Origin of the sequence: Variovorax sp. RKNM96, from assembly GCF_017161115.1 — a bacterium.
Classification (GTDB): domain Bacteria; phylum Pseudomonadota; class Gammaproteobacteria; order Burkholderiales; family Burkholderiaceae_C; genus Variovorax.
Genome location: NZ_CP046508.1, coordinates 816,811 through 831,600 on the forward strand (window position 1 = coordinate 816,811; position 14,790 = coordinate 831,600).

General features: G+C 69.4%; 13 protein-coding genes. 5 read left to right on the plus strand and 8 right to left on the minus strand.

Features of this window, described 5'->3' with window-relative positions; translation table 11 throughout:
- A complete protein-coding gene (locus tag GNX71_RS03710) occupies positions 1–759 on the minus strand; it encodes an alanyl-tRNA editing protein (protein WP_206177072.1) in 759 nt (252 codons plus the stop codon).
- Between the two features lie 130 nt (positions 760–889).
- Here GNX71_RS03710 and GNX71_RS03715 point away from each other — a divergent pair, with 130 nt between their 5' ends.
- Entirely contained in the window at positions 890–2,266 is a 1,377-nt protein-coding gene (locus GNX71_RS03715) for a sorbosone dehydrogenase family protein (RefSeq protein WP_206177073.1), read from the plus strand.
- On the opposite strand, the gene GNX71_RS03720 is transcribed toward GNX71_RS03715, so the two are convergent.
- Positions 2,263–3,300 carry a LacI family DNA-binding transcriptional regulator gene (locus tag GNX71_RS03720; RefSeq protein WP_206177074.1) on the minus strand — a complete coding sequence of 346 codons (1,038 nt, stop codon included), beginning with the start codon at positions 3,298–3,300 and terminating at the stop codon, positions 2,263–2,265. The two genes, GNX71_RS03715 and GNX71_RS03720, sit on opposite strands and share 4 nt — an antisense overlap.
- 145 nt (positions 3,301–3,445) lie before the next feature.
- Here GNX71_RS03720 and GNX71_RS03725 point away from each other — a divergent pair, with 145 nt between their 5' ends.
- The 3 genes from GNX71_RS03725 to GNX71_RS03735 are packed head-to-tail and all read left to right on the plus strand — an operon-like array spanning position 3,446 to position 7,011.
- Positions 3,446–4,822, plus strand: a complete 1,377-nt coding sequence (locus GNX71_RS03725) for a solute carrier family 23 protein (protein WP_206177075.1) — start codon at positions 3,446–3,448, stop codon at positions 4,820–4,822.
- Between the two features lie 51 nt (positions 4,823–4,873).
- A complete protein-coding gene (locus GNX71_RS03730; RefSeq protein WP_206177076.1) occupies positions 4,874–6,301 on the plus strand; it encodes an amidohydrolase family protein in 1,428 nt (475 codons plus the stop codon).
- Entirely contained in the window at positions 6,298–7,011 is a 714-nt protein-coding gene (locus tag GNX71_RS03735; RefSeq protein WP_206177077.1) for a sulfite exporter TauE/SafE family protein, read from the plus strand. Before GNX71_RS03730 ends, GNX71_RS03735 begins: the two co-directional genes overlap by 4 nt.
- Here the strand turns inward: GNX71_RS03735 and GNX71_RS03740 are convergent.
- Together GNX71_RS03740 and GNX71_RS03745 are read right to left on the minus strand one after the other, a co-directional pair.
- Entirely contained in the window at positions 7,003–7,596 is a 594-nt protein-coding gene (locus GNX71_RS03740) for a GNAT family N-acetyltransferase (RefSeq protein WP_206177078.1), read from the minus strand. The genes GNX71_RS03735 and GNX71_RS03740 overlap by 9 nt on opposite strands.
- 14 nt (positions 7,597–7,610) lie before the next feature.
- Entirely contained in the window at positions 7,611–8,621 is a 1,011-nt protein-coding gene (locus GNX71_RS03745) for a zinc-binding alcohol dehydrogenase family protein (RefSeq protein WP_206177079.1), read from the minus strand.
- A gap of 85 nt (positions 8,622–8,706) precedes the next feature.
- On the opposite strand from GNX71_RS03745, the gene GNX71_RS03750 reads away from it, so the two are divergent.
- Positions 8,707–9,615: a LysR family transcriptional regulator gene (locus GNX71_RS03750; protein WP_206177080.1), complete on the plus strand. Its 909-nt coding sequence runs from the start codon at positions 8,707–8,709 to the stop codon at positions 9,613–9,615.
- 371 nt (positions 9,616–9,986) lie between these two features.
- On the opposite strand, the gene GNX71_RS03755 is transcribed toward GNX71_RS03750, so the two are convergent.
- From GNX71_RS03755 to pgaB, 4 genes are all read right to left on the minus strand, one after another.
- Positions 9,987–10,784 (minus strand): SDR family oxidoreductase, encoded by a 798-nt coding sequence (locus GNX71_RS03755; RefSeq protein ID WP_206177081.1) that lies wholly within the window; start codon positions 10,782–10,784, stop codon positions 9,987–9,989.
- Between the two features lie 93 nt (positions 10,785–10,877).
- Positions 10,878–11,468, minus strand: a complete 591-nt coding sequence (gene pgaD / locus GNX71_RS03760; protein WP_206177082.1) for a poly-beta-1,6-N-acetyl-D-glucosamine biosynthesis protein PgaD — start codon at positions 11,466–11,468, stop codon at positions 10,878–10,880.
- Positions 11,458–12,735, minus strand: a complete 1,278-nt coding sequence (gene pgaC / locus GNX71_RS03765; protein WP_206177083.1) for a poly-beta-1,6-N-acetyl-D-glucosamine synthase — start codon at positions 12,733–12,735, stop codon at positions 11,458–11,460. The genes pgaD and pgaC overlap by 11 nt, the downstream gene beginning before the upstream one ends.
- A complete protein-coding gene (gene pgaB, locus GNX71_RS03770) occupies positions 12,732–14,786 on the minus strand; it encodes a poly-beta-1,6-N-acetyl-D-glucosamine N-deacetylase PgaB (protein ID WP_206177084.1) in 2,055 nt (684 codons plus the stop codon). Before pgaB ends, pgaC begins: the two co-directional genes overlap by 4 nt.
- Positions 14,787–14,790 lie beyond the last annotated feature (4 nt).

Genomic DNA, 14,790 nt, shown 5'->3' on the forward strand with positions numbered 1-14,790 from the left:
TCAGGCTGCCGCGGCGGCCCAGCCCAGCACCACGCGCCGGCTGTTCGCGCTTTTCTTCTCGATCTTGGTGACGACCACGGCCCCGATCTCGGCGGTATTTGCAACATGCGTGCCGCCGCAGGGCTGGAAGTCGATCTGCGTTTCACCTTCGCCGCCGATGCGGATGGTGCGCACCGTGCCCGTGCCGCGCGGCGGCTGCACGCTCATGCTCTTGACGAGGGCCGGGTTCGCGTCGAGCTCCTCGTCGGTGATGGCACCCACCGTCAGCGGGTGCGCGGCCTCGACCAGCCGGGCGAGGCCGGCGGTGAGCGCTTCCTTGTCGAGCGGGTCGGTCATGTGGAAATCGATGCGCGCGTAGTCGGGCGTGATCGAGCAGCCATTCACCGGCACCGGCACGAGGTGGCACAGCAGGTGGGAGGCGGTGTGAAAGCGCATCAGCCGGTGGCGGCGCTCCCAGTCGAGGCGGGCGGTGACGGTGTCGCCGGGCTTCAGCGCGGCCAGCAGCTCGGCCTGTTCGGGCGCCGGCACATGGAGGAATTCGTGGGTGGGAAGGCCCTCTTCGTTCTTGGCCTTGCGGGTGTCGGCGATGAGGATTTCGCGGCCGTCGGCCAGGGCCAGCACGCCGCTGTCTCCAGCCTGCCCGCCGCCCAGCGGATAGAACACGGTGCGGTCCAGCACGATGCCGGTCTCGTCGATGCGCAGGATGCGGGCTTCGCAGGCGCGCAGGTAGGCGTCGGCACGGAACAGGTCGTCGGTCATCCGGCGATGGTAGCGGCGATGCGCGATTGGGGTGCACCCACGCCAGAAAGCGCCCACGACCGACAACCCCGGGGCGGACGGCCAGTGGATGATCCGCCCGGTATGCGGCCCCCGCCGCGAAGGATCACGCATGAAAGCTCCGCAGCAAGCCCCCACCCGCATCGGCTCTTCGATCTGGCAGTTGTCCATCCTGGCCGTTGCGGCCGCATTGCTCGCGGGCTGCGGCGAGGCCGCCAAGCTGACCCCCGAGGTCACGACCGGCCCCCGCCCGCAACTGGCCGAGCCGAACAAGACCCTGATTCCCACCGTCAACGTGGCGCCCGCCGTCGGCTGGACCGACACCGCCACGCCCACTCCCGCCGAAGGCCTGCGGGTAACCGCCCTGGCGCGCGGCCTCGACCACCCGCGCTGGGTCTACACCCTGCCCAACGGCGACGTGCTGGTGGCCGAGAGCAACAAGCCGCCCAAGCCCGGCGGCAGCAACGATGGCGGTAGCGGCCCGATCGCCCAGATCCGCAACTGGGTCATGGGCAAGGTCATGGGCCGCGCGGGCGCGGGCGTGCCCAGCGCCAACCGCATCACCCTGCTGCGCGATGCCGACGGCGACGGCGTGGCCGAGGTCAAGCAGGTCTTCATGACCAACCTGATGTCGCCCTACGGCATGGCGCTGGTGGGCAACGAGCTCTTCATCGCGAATGCCGATGCGCTCGTGAAGGTGCCCTACACCGAGGGCGAGACCTCGGTGAAGGTCAATCCCACGCTGGTCACGCAATTGCCCGCGGGCATCAACCACCACTGGACCAAGAACGTGATCGCCAACGCCGACGGCACGAAGCTCTACGTGACGGTCGGCTCCAACAGCAACATCGGCGAGAACGGCCTCGCGGCCGAGGAAGGCCGCGCCGCGATCTGGGAGGTCGACGCGAAGACCGGCGAGAAGCGCCTCTTCGCGAGCGGCCTGCGCAACCCCAACGGCATGGGCTGGGACCCCGACACCAACGCCCTGTGGACCGTGGTGAACGAACGCGACGAGATCGGCAGCGACCTCGTGCCCGACTACCTCACCTCGGTGAAGGAGGGCGCGTTCTACGGCTGGCCCTGGACCTACTACGGCGGCATCGTCGATGCGCGCGTGACGCCGCAGAACCCCGACATGGCGGCCAAGGCCATCGCGCCCGACTACGCGCTGGGTTCGCACGTCGCGCCGCTGGGCATGGCCTTCTCGCACGCACGCGGCATGCCGCCGGAGTTCGCGAGCGGCGTCTTCATCGGCGAGCACGGCTCGTGGAACCGCAAGCCCAAGTCGGGCTACAAGGTGGTGTTCGTGCCCTTCATCGGCGGCAAGCCGAGCGGGCCGCCGGTGGACATCCTCACGGGCTTCCTCACCGCCGACGAAAAGGCCCAGGGCCGGCCGGTGGGCGTGGCGCTCGACAAGAGCGGCGCGCTGCTGGTGGCCGACGACGTGGGCAACGCGGTGTGGCGCGTGTCGCGCGCCAAGCCGAACTAGGCTGACTGGCCGCGGCGCGCGGACGACTCGCGCGCCACAAGCTGCGCCACCGGCCCTTCGACGCGCTGGCGGCTCCGGTCGCCGCGCAGGTGGTCGAACAGCAGCGCGATGGCCTGCTGCGCGACTTCTTCCAGGTGCAGGTCCACCGCGGTGAGGGGCGGCACGCAGGTGCGCGCGCGCGGGCCGTCGTAGCGGGTGGCGACCATCACGTCCTGTGGAATGCGCCGGCCCGATTCGGTGATGGCCGTCACCGCGCCCGAGGCGAAGGCGTCCACCGGGATGCAGAACGCGTCGATGTCGGGGTGGGCCGCCAGGAGCGCCAGCGCGGCCTCCTTGCCGCCGCGCTCGCCGCTGGCCTCGTCGATCAGCGACAGCAGCGCGGGCTGGCCGCGCCCCGCGGCGAAGCGCTCGTACGCCGCCCGGGCCTCGACATAGGAATTGCGCTGCGCGGCGCCCAGGATCATCGCGACCTTGCGCGCGCCCTGTTCATGCAGGTGGTCGAGCAGCAGCTGCGTCGTCTGTGCGGAATGGATGTCGACGTACGGCGGCATGGCGGGGCCTTCCGCCGGCTTGCCGATGGCCACCACCGGCAAGCCCCGGCGCACGAGGTATTCGAGGTTCGCATCGCCCGCGGAGGGCTCGATCACCAGGGCCCCGTCCACGTCCAGCAGCTCCATCGGCATCCGCCCGCTTTCCATGGGCGGCGCCAGCACCAGCGCGAGGCTGCGGTTCAGCGCCTCGGCCGCGGCTACGGCCGCCACTTCCATCATGAAGCCCAGGCGCGACGGGCCGCCGGCCACCGCGAAGGGCATCGACGACAGCAGCACGATCATGTGCGCCTCGCCCGTGCGCAGCCGCTGGGCATTCCGGTTGGGGCGGTAGCCCAGCTTCAGGGCGGCCTGCTCGACGCGCGCGCGGGTCTCGGCGTCGACCTGGCCGCGCGCGTTGAGCGCATGGGAGACCGTGGTCGGCGACACGCCGGCTTCCCGGGCCACGTCCTTGATGTTTGCCCGCGGCGATGGGTTGGTGCTCATCCCGTTGACCTTTTGCAAAAGCGGTGATTCAATTCCCAAATCGTTTTGGGCGGCTGGCCCGAAATGTACTCCACCGCCTCAGGCGGCTTTTTTTCCTTCGTCGCCCAAATCGATTTGGGCGCGGATCCGGTCAAAGGAATCGATCATGTCCCGTGTTTCCGACGCCCCTGCCGTCGACGCCGTGCTGCCCGTTTCGCAACTGCTGCTGTTCGGCCTGCAGCACGTGCTGGTGATGGCGGCCGTGCCCATCACCTCCGTGTTCCTCGTGGCCAAGGCGCTGGGCCTGCCGGCGGCACTCACGGTCAACCTCATCAGCGCCACCTTCCTCATGTGCGGCCTGGGGACGCTGTTGCAGTCGTTCGGGCCCTGGAAGTTCGGCGCAAGGCTGCCTTTCGTGATGGTGCCGGGCGGCGCGCCGATCGTGATGTTCGTGACCATCGCGCAGCAGCGCGACCTGCAGACCGCCTCGGGCGCGGTGATTCTCACGGCGCTCTTCTATTTCCTCGTCCTGCCGGTCTTCGCGCGGTGCCTCAGGTACTTTCCGAAGATCGTCATCGGCACGCTGCTGCTGCTGGTGTCGATCAACCTCGTGAAGGTGTATGGCGGAATCATTGCCGGCAAGGCCGGCACGCCCACCTTCGCGGACCCGGTGAACATCGGCCTGGCGCTCGCGACCATCGGCTTCACGGTGCTGTTCGCGCGGCTCTTCAAGGGCACGCTCGGCCAGCTCGCCGTGCTGCTGGGGCTGCTCGCCGGCACGGTGCTCGCCGCGCTCTGCGGGCTGATGGACTTCGGCGCCGTCGCGGCCGGCCCGCTCTGGAGCGCCCCGACGCTGCTGCCGTTCGGCTTTCCGCGCTTCGACCTCGTGGCGGCCGTGCCGCTGCTGATCTTCAGCGTGATCTCGATGGTCGAGGCCACCGGCCAGACGGTGGCGGTGGCCGAGGTGGTGGGCCGCAAGATCGATCCGCGCGATGCGGTGCCGCGCACCATCCGGGGCGATGCGCTGATGTCGCTGGCGGGCGGCTTCTTCGGCACCTCGATGATCATCACCAGCGGCGAGAACATCGGCATCGTGCGCGCCACGCAGGTGCGCTCGCGCTACGTGACGGCAGCGGCCGGTGCGATCCTGATCCTCATCGCCCTGTCGGCGCCGCTCGGCCGGCTGGCCAGCGCCATTCCCGCGGCCGTGGTCGGGGGCACCGCGATGGTGGTGTTCGCGATCATCGGCACGATGGGCATCGACATGCTGCGCAAGATCGACCTGCACGAGCGCGGCAACATGTTCGTGCTGGCCGGCGCGCTCACCATGGGCCTGTTGCCCATCGTCGTGCCGGGCCTGTACAGCCGCTTTCCCGACACGCTGCAGCTGGTGCTGGGCAACGGGCTGGCCATGGGCTCGCTCACCGCGGTGCTGCTGAACATGCTCTTCAACCGCACGCACGCCGAACCCTCCGCAACGGCCGGGCCCCTCGAGCCTGCCGCGTCCGCCGATCCCACCGAAATGGCGCGGGCTTCGCACTGAGCCACCGCGTTCTCCTTTCTTCCTTTCCTCGCTCCTGCCTTTTTCTTCACCATGTCTCCTGAACTCGATGCCGCGCTCTTCGCGGCCGACGAGCTGCTGCTCGTTCCCGACCACCTGATGCTGCGCGACGGCCCCGTCGCCGGCCATGCCGTGCACGTGGCCGGCGGGCGCTTTCGCGACGTCGGCCCCGCCGACGTGCTCGCGGCGCGCCATCCGCACCTTGTGCCCGTGCCACTGCCCGGCAAGCTCCTGATGCCGGGAATGATCGATGCGCACCACCACCTCACGCAGTCCTTCGGCAAGTCGCTGGCCTACGGCGAGCCCTCCGAGATCTTCCGGCGCGTGTGGGTGCCGCTCGAATCGAGCCTGGACGACGAGTTCGTCTACCTGGCCTCCAAGCTCGCGGCACTCGAGTCGCTGCGCGGCGGCTTCACCACCGTGTGCGACGCGGGCACGCGCGCGCCGGGCGACATCGGCGCGGTCGCCACTGCCGTGCAGGAGGCCGGGCTGCGCTGCGTGTTGGGCCTGATCTGCAACGACGGCGGCAACGACAGCAGCGCCGGCGAGCGCGAGGCCATCCGCACGCAGGCCGTGCACTTCCTGCAGCATTGGTCCAACGCGCCGCTGGTGCACCCCTCGCTCGCCATCTCGGTGCCCGAGGCTGCCTCCGACGAAATGCTGGCCGGCGTGTCCGCGCTGTGCGCCGAAGCGCGCACCGTGTTCCAGACGCATGTGAACGAGCACCTCGCGTCGGTCGAGCGCTCGGTGGTGCAGCGCGGCAGGCGGCCGCTGGAGCTGCTGGCACACCTGGGCGCGCTCGGCCCGCAGGTGCTGATCGCGCACGGCACGCTCGTCACGCCTTCGGAGCTCATGCTGCTGCGCGACACCGACACCGCCGTGAGCTACAACCCCGTGGCCAGCCAGTGGAAGGGCAACGCTGTGGCGCCCGCGAATCTGATGGCCGCGCTGGGCATCCGCTTCGGGCTCGGCACCGACGCCACGCGCAGCGACGCCTTCCGCCTGATGGACGCGGCCGAGGCCGCGCAGAAGCTGGCCTTCGGCATGGCCATCGGCGATGCATCGAGCGGCGGCGGCTGGACCTGGCTCGACCACGCAACGCACGAGGGCGCGCGCGCCGTCGGCCTCGGACACCTGACCGGCGAAATCGCCGTCGGCAAGGCGGCCGACTTCCTTGTCGTCGATGTCGACACGCCCGAGATGTGCACCTCGGTCGACCTCACCTGGGACCTGGTGCGCCTGGGCAACCGCGACCAGATCACCGCCGTGTTCGTCGACGGGCGCCTTCGCCTGTGGGAGGGCTGGCCGCCCGACTGGGACGCGCGGGCGCTGCAGCACCGGCTCGCGCGCATCGCGCATGCAGCCATCGAGCGCGCGCCCATCGTGCGCCTGCATCCCACGGCGGCTGAGCATCGCCGCCTGTCCATGGACCGCGCCGCCGGCGCACGGAACATCCAGTGAGCGCGCAGCACCTTCTCCTCGTCTCGCTCGCCGTGTTGATTGCCGCCTTCGTGCAGGGCGCGACCGGTGTCGGCTTCGCGCTCATCGCCGCGCCGGTGATCGGCATCGTTCGCCCCGACCTGCTGCCGGTGTGCGTGCTGGTGCTGATGCTGCCGCTCAACTTCTATGTGATGTGGCGCGAGCGCGGCGCGATCGACCGCACCGGCGCCGGCTGGATCACCGGCGGCCGCGTGCTGGGCACCGCCGGCGGCCTGTGGGTGCTGGCGGCACTGAGCGCGGGCCAGCTGTCGCTGTTCGTCGGCGCATCGACCATCGCGGCGGCGCTGGTCACGCTGGCGATGCCGGCCTTCTCGCCGGGGCGTTCTGCCTTCGTGGCGGCGGGTCTGGTCACCGGCATCACCGAGACGGCGACCGGCATCGGCGGGCCGCCGCTGGCGCTGGTCTACCAGCACGAGCGCGCGCCCACCATGCGCTCGACCATCGCGCTGTGCTTCCTGGTCGGTGAACTGGTGTCGCTGGCCACGCTGATGGCGACCGGCCGCATCGACGGCTCGCAGTTGCGCGCCGCGGCCCTGCTATTGCCCGCGCTGGCGGTGGGCGCGGTGCTCAGCCGCGTGGTGCATCGCCACGTCAACGGACGTGTCTTGCGGATCTTCGTGCAGGTCTTTGCGATCGTCTCGGGCCTGGCGCTGCTGCTGCATTCATTCTGAGGTGCGGAGCGTGGCCGCCCATGCCGCGCGGCCCAGCCGGTAGAGGCGATGCGCTCGCAGCGTGTGGCCTTCGGGCACCACCGGGTGATCGAACGCGCCAGCCACATCCTCGTGCATGCCGAGGCGTTCCATCACCGCGGCCGAGCGCAGGTTGCCGACCGCGGTGAAGGCCACGATCTCGTCGAACCCCAGTCGCTCGAATCCGACTTGCAGAGCACCGCGCGCGGCTTCGGTCGCGAAGCCCTGGCCCCATGTGTGGCGCGCAAACCGCCAGCCGATCTCCACGCAGGGTGAGAACGGCAGCGTGGCCAGTGGCACGTTGAGCCCCGTGAAGCCGATGAATTCGCCCGTGGCCTTGTGCTCGACGGCCCAGAAGCCCCAGCCGTTCTCGGCGATGCGCGTCCTGGCACGTTCGACCGACGCGTCGCTGTCGGCGCGCGTGGGCAGGGGCAGCAAAAATTCCATCACCTGCGGGTCTGCCGCCATCGCTGCGAATGGCGAACGATCGCTCTCGCGCCATTGACGCAGCCGAAGGCGCGGGGTGTCGAATTCGATGAGGAGGGTGGGTGTGCTTTCGTCGGTCATGCGACCGATTGTGCTCAGAACCCCGCGAGCACCACCTTGCCTTGCGCCTTGCCGCTCTCGATGAGCGCATGCGCCTTCTTCAAATTCGCGGCGTTGATGGTGCCGAAGCTCGCATTCGCCGTCGTGCGCACGCGGCCCGCATCGACCAGCGCGGCCACTTCCGCGAGCAGCGCGCCCTGTTCGGCGATGTCGGGCGTGGTGAAGCGCGAGCGCGTGAACATCATTTCCCAGTGCAGCGAGATGCACTTGGTCTTCAGCGGCATCGCGTCGAGCACCTTCATGTCGTCGATCACCGCGAGTTGGCCCTGGGGCTTGAGGCTCTCGATGATCTGCGCGTAGTGCTGCTCGGTCTGCGTGAGGCTGGCGACCATGTCGACCTCGCCGATGCCGGCGGCCTTGAGCTCGGCGGCCAGCGGCTTCGAATGGTCGATGACCGCGTGCGCGCCGAGCGCCAGGCACCACTCGCGCGTTTCGGGGCGCGAGGCGGTGGCGATCACGCGCAGTTGCGTGAGCTGGCGGGCGAGCTGGATCAGGATCGAGCCCACGCCGCCGGCGCCGCCGGTGATCAAGAGCGTCTGGCCCGCGCCGCCGCCCTTGGGCACCTTCAGGCGGTCGAACAGCAGTTCATACGCGGTGATGGTGGTCAGCGGCAGCGCGGCGGCCTGCGCGTCGTCCAGGCTCCTGGGCGCGATGGCGGCGATGCGTTCGTCCACCGTGTGCAGTTCCGAATTGGCGCCGGGGCGAATGATCGAGCCGGCGTAGTACACGCGGTCACCGACCTTGAAGTTCGCAACGCCGCTGCCGATGGCTTCGACGATGCCGACCGCGTCCCAGCCCAGCACCTTGGCCTGCCCGGCTTCGGGCGCGGCGTTCTTGCGGACCTTGGTGTCGACCGGGTTGACCGACACCGCCTTCACGCGCACCAGCAGGTCGCGCGTGCCGGCGACGGGCGCGGGCAGTTCGATGTCCTGCAGCGATTCGGCGTTGTCGATGGGGAGGGGCTGGTAGTAACCGATGGCTTTCATGACGGGGACCTTTCTGAAACGATGTCCGAACTGTAGGATGGCAACGGCCATTTGATAAGTAGGCCGTGAACAGCAACACTTTCAAATGAAGATTGAAAATACATCGGACCTGCAGGTGCTCGTGCACACGGCGCGCGGCGGCACGCTCACGGCGGCCGCCCATGCGCTGGGCATCACGCCTGCGGCCGCCAGCGCCACGCTCAAGCGGCTGGAAACGCAGCTCGGCGCGCGCCTGTTCGAGCGCTCCACGCGCGCGATGCGCCTCACGCCGCAGGGGCAGACGCTGCTGGACTATGCGGTGCGGGCCTTCGAGCTGCTCGACGAAGGCGAGTCGCTGGTCACGGCGGACCGCGGCGAGCTGGTCGGCACGCTGCGTGTCGCCGCACCCTCGGACTTGACGCGCAGCACGCTGCTGCCCTGGTTCGACGAATTCCTCGCGCTGAACAGCGGCGTGCAGCTCTCGCTTTCGGTGGGCGACCGGCCGCTGGACGTGATGCGCGACGAGGTCGACGTGGCGTTGCGCTACGGCGCGCTGGCCGATTCGCGGCTGGTGGCGCGGCCGTTCGCGATGACGAATCCGCTGTTGACCGCTTCGCCCGAGTACCTGCGCCGCCATTCCGCGCCGAAGACGCCGCAGGAACTGGTGCACCACAACTGCCTGATCTTCAATCGGGGTGGGCGGCGGCATCGGGTCTGGCGGTTTGCGCAGAACGGGCAGTGGACGGAAGTGCGGGTGAATGGCAATCGCAGCGTGGACGACGCCTCGCTTGCACGCGAGTGGGCTGTGGCGGGGTATGGCATCACGCTGAAGTCGGCGCTTGATGTGCGTGATGACATTCGCAGCGGGCGGCTGGTGCATCTCATGACGGACTGGCAGACGGAGCCTTATCCGCTGCATGCGCTGCTGCCTAGCGGGCGGTTTGTGCCGGCTCGGGTGCGGGCGTTTGTCGACTTTCTTGCGATGAAGTTCGAGGGGCTGAAGGTTGGGGTTTGATTTTTTGAGGCTGCTGGCCGGGTCTCGCCCCGGCGGGCGACCTACTTTTCTTTGCTTCGCCAAAGAAAAGTAGGCAAAAGAAAGGCGACCCTGCTGTCTGCGTCCCTCCGCTTCGCTGCGGGCAACCTGCGGTGCTCGCGTTTCGCGGGGTCTCGCAGAACTCGCTTCGCTCAAACAGCTGCGAGCCCTGATCCGCGAAACGCTGCGCTCCTCGGCGCAGCCAGAAGGGCTTTGGAGACCGACGGGCCATCGCTGCGCTCGGCCTCTTTTTTGTTCGGGCCTTTGCTTCGCTCGGCCTGGGATTTGCTCCCTCTCCCCTTGGGGAGAGGGTTGGGGTGAGGGGGCAGCGGTCGAAAGCGCGCGGGCTTTCCTCAGATCAGCGGCGTGACCGCACCATCCATCGCGACGGTGGCACCCGTCACGTAGCTGGCCCTCGGCGATGCGAGGAACACGACCGTGTTGGCGATCTCTTCCGGTGTCGCGATGCGCCCCAGCGGCAGCCGCGCGGTGGCGCGCTTCAAAGCCTCGTCGGTGTCGATGCCCTGCAGCTTCGCATCGGCCTTCATGCCTTCCTGCAGCCGCGCGGTCAGTGTGAGGCCGGGGTTCACCGCGTTCACGCGCACGCCTTTAGCCGCATAGGCGGCCGCCATACCGGCGCTCACCAGCATCAGCGCCGCATTGGCCGCGCCGCCGGCCATGTGCACGGGGCTCGCGACCTTGCCGCCCTGGCCGATCACGTTGACGATCGCGCCGCGGCCTCGCTGGCCCATGCGCTTGACCACCGGGTCGATCATGTGGATGTAGGTGAAGTACTTCGCGTCCATCGCGTCGTGCCATGCGGTGGGGGTCAGGTCGTCGGGCGGGGTGCGGCGCGCGGCGCCGGCCGAGTTGACGAGCACGTCGACCGGCCCGAACGCCTTCTCGGCGGCATCGAGTGCGGCCACGGCGCTGGCCGGATCCTTGAGGTCGGCGGCATGCACGGAGACCCGGCCTTCGGCCTCGACAAACGCCTCGACCAGCGTCTTGCGGCCCTGCTCCAGGTTCTGCAGGTCGCGCGAGACGAGGCTCACGCGTGCGCCCTCGCGCAAGAAACCCAGCGCGCAGGCCAAGCCAATGCCCTTGCTGCCGCCGGTGATGAGAACGTGCTGGTCCTGGAGCTGGAGATCCATGAAAGTCCTTGGAGGGGTGGTGTTGAAACGACTTGCCGGCGGCGATTGAAGCACCGCAGCGAAACCCCTGCACGGACGTGGCTGTCCTCCGGGTCAGCGCGCTGCGCTGGCGCGGCGCGGCGGCGCCTCGGGCTCCAGCGCGCCGTGCGCGGTGTCGACCGCGTCGCGCAACTGGCCGTGGTGGTCGTGGTGCGCCAGCAACTGTCGCGCGCGTTGCCAGGCCGAGAGGCGCGCGGGCGGCACCTCGATGTAGGAAGCCAGCGCGAACAATGACGACTGCTCCTGGTCGGGAGAGGCCTCGCGTTCCTGCTGGCGCGAGCGCAGCGGCGCCATCATCAGCATCGCGCCCAGGATCAGGCCGATCACCACGGCGTACAGGGCCAGCAGGTGCAGCACCTCGGGCTGCGAGCGCGCACCCAGCACGTAGGGCCACGCGTACCAGACGGCGCAGAACCAGATGGCGACGGTGAGCGCCGGCCGCAGCACGCGCAGCCACAGGTACATGGCCAGCGTGCGTGCCGGCGAGCGGCTGTTGCCGTAGGCGCGCAGCGGCATGCGCGCGGCGTCGATGATGGGCGCTTCGCCCTTCGGCTGACCCCACGACCGGCTGCGCGTCGGGGGCGGCGCGTCGGCATAGGCGTCGGCTTGAAGATCGATCGCATGGGCATTGGATTCACGGGACATCGGAGACTCCTCGGTCAGGGCTCGTCCACACTGCGCGCTTGCCGCGACGGCGTATCAGAGCTTTGGGTAAAGCGACGACGGTGGCCGCCATCGTGATGGTCCAGAAAGCGATCGGGTACCAGATCGTTCCGGCGAAATAGCGCAGCAGGTCCTTGTCGTAGCGGCGGTCGATCCACAGGCTCACGAGCATCTGCAGGATGCAGGTCATGGCCAGCAGCGTGCCCTGCCAGTGCGGCAACAGTGCCGAATGCCAGGGCGAGTCTTCCGGCAGGAAAGGACGCGCAAGGCCGATCGCCAGCACCAGCGCCATGGCATAGGCCCAGATGACGCTGACCATGTACTCGGCGAAGACCAGCCACATGCGCCAGTGGCGCGGGCGCAGGATGCGCGGCGTGTAGCGCAGCATGGTCTGGATACCGCCCACGGCCCAGCGCAGTCGCTGCTTCCAGAGGCCCCGCAAGGTCTCGGGCATCAGGATCCAGCACAGCGCGCGCGGCTCGAAGCGCAGCTTCCAGCCGGCCAGCTGGAGCTTCCAGCTCATGTCGATGTCCTCGGTGAGCACGTCGGGGCTCCAGAAGCCCACGTCGATCACCGCGCGGCGACGGAACATCGCGAGCACGCCCGAGACGGTGAACAGCGTGCCCACCAGCTGCTGCGAGCGCTTGATGAGCCCGATGATCGAAGAGAACTCGCCCACCTGCATGCGCCCGAGCAGCGTGGTGCGGGTGCGGATGCGCGGGTTGCCGGTGACCGCGCCGATGCGCTCGGAGCTGAGCATCGGCTGCAGCATCCAGGCGATGGCGTCCGCGTCCACCAGCGCATCGCCGTCGATGCCCAGGATGTATTCGCCCCGCGCGAGCTGGCAGGCGGTGTTCAGCCCCACGGCCTTGCCCTGGTTGCTGGCGTTGTGGACCACGCGCAGGCGGCTGTATTCCGTCGTCATCGCATCCAGCAGTTCGCCGGTGCCGTCGGTGCTGCCGTCGTTCACCGCGATGACCTCGTAGTGCGGGTAGCGCGTGCGCATCAGCTGCTCGATCACCTCGCGCAGGTGCGGCGCCTCGTTGAAGCAGGGCACCACCACCGTCACCAGCGGATGGAAGGGGAGCGTCTCGAGCGGGTCGAGGTCCGCATGGTTCCCGCGCTCGAACACCCAGGCATGCGAGAGTCCGCCGGCCATCCACACATAGGCCATGAAGAACGGGTAGTAGAAGACGAAGCCGAACAGCAGCGGCGGCAGGTTCTGCGAAAGGGCCTGGAGCGTGGTCATGGCGAGCCGGTTCTTTCTGCCGTCGATGGGGACGGGATTTCCTGGCGCACGGGGCGCGACAGCAGGGTTCGGACCGAAATGGCGCGGCGCACCACGTCCAGCGAGGGTTGGTTGTTCAAGAAGTCGTCGGGGTAGTAGCCCAGGTGCCGGATGCCGGCGCGCTGAAGCAGCGTCCACTGGCGCGCGAGTTCTTCGTCGGGCACCGGCTTGCCGGTGTGCCAGTCGCGCGCCTGCAGTTCGAACACGGTGCCGTCGAGGCCGCGCGGCGTTTCGGCTGCGCGGCGAGCCAGCCGTGCCAGCCATGCATCGCTCTCAGCCCGATTCTTGGCTTCGCGTTCCATCCGCGGCATGGCCATCAGGCCCACGTAGTCGTAGGCGGCGAGCGCGTTCTCGTAGTTCTGCGCGAACCACTGCTCCGCCGCGGGGTCGAGCACCGGGCGTGCGTAGAGGTTGCGCGCGGTCTCCAGGCCCGGTCGCCACATGCCGATGCGCGCCGCGAGTTCCTGCGTGAACCCGGTGAGGTAGCGCGTCTTGGCCGTGGTCCAGCGCGCCATCAGGGCCGGGTCGGCGCGGATGGCGGCCACGTCGGGCGGCAGGCCCCAACTGGCATAGGTGGCCAATGCGGCGGGGCTGGCGTCCTCGTCGTCGGAGAGCATCGCGTCGTCGTGGAACAGCAGGCCCTCGAAGAAGGCGTGGCGGCCCAGGTCTTCGTAGAGGTCGCCGACCAGCGTGCGCACCGCGGGGTCGAAGGGCGACAGCCGGTGGTAGCGGTCCGGCGGCACCTTGCCGTCCTGTGTACGCACCGTGTGCGCCGCGAGCGGGTTCGAGGCCGGCAGGCGGAAGGCTATCACCGGCATCCAGGCGTAGACCTTCACGCCGGCGCGGCTGCGCAGTTGCCAGGCCGCGCGGCCGAACAGGTCGGCGCGCACCGGCAGGTGGCGGTTGGGAAAGTACAGCGCGTCGGCCACGCCGTCGCCGTCGGGATCGGCATAGGCCTGCAGGAACACCGAGCGCGGGCGCACCGCGGCCACGCGCTCCACCAGTGCCGAGAGGTTGCGCTCCTGCTGGGCCGGGTCGGGGTCGTAGACGTAGTCCAGGTCCACGTGCATCACGCGGTTGATCGGGCGCACCTCGCCGCCCACGGGGCTGCGCAGAAGGCGCGCGTAGTCGGGCGCCTCGTTGTCGTAGGCCGCGAGCGCGCGGCGGATGCGCGAGAGGGGCACGGCCGCGGTGTTGGGCCCGTCGTCGAGCGTGAAGGTCACGGGCATGCCGGCGCGCTCGGCGGCCTTGAGCGCCGCGTCGTTGTATGCGCCATAGGGCCACACCATCGCGCGCACCTTGGCACCGGTGCGGGCCTCGATGATCTCGCGGCTGCGGCGCAGGTCGGCCTCCACGCGCCGCGCGTAGGCACCGTCGTCCTCGTAGCGGCCGGTCGTCGCGTCGTAGCGGTGCGTGGCCGCGGCGGGCAGCATGTTGCCCTGCGGGTTGGCCAGGATGCCGGTGTGCATTGCATCGCTGTGGCTCGCGAGTTCGACCAGGCCGGAGCGCGCCATCTCGGCGGCCTCGCTCCAGCGCAGGAACTCTTCACGCTGCGCGGGCTTGTCGCCCCAGTGCACCAGGCTGCCCGCGGGCACCTCGAGCCAGCTGGTCACCAGCGCCAGCACTGCCGGATACCGGTAGCGCTGCAGCAGCGGAAACACCTTGGTGTAGGCGCTCTTGTAGCCGTCGTCGAAGGTCAGCAGCACCGGTCTGGCGGGCAGCGGCGTGCGGCCCGCGCGTGCGTCGACGATCTGCTGCAGGCTGACCGGGTGATAGCCGTTGTATTGCAGCCAGGCGAACACTTCGGCGAGCGAGCGTTCGTCCACGGCGGTCTCGTCGGGCGAGGTCTCGAAGCTGGCGCGCACGTTGGTGCGCACGTCGTGAAAGGACAGCACGCGGAAGCTCACGCCGTCGTCGGTGTCGGCGGGTGGCAGCGGTTGCGCCAGGGCCGGCAGCGCGAGCGCCACCAGGAGCCAGAGCATGGCCGCGCGCAGGAAGGAGAGAGGGTTCATCGGC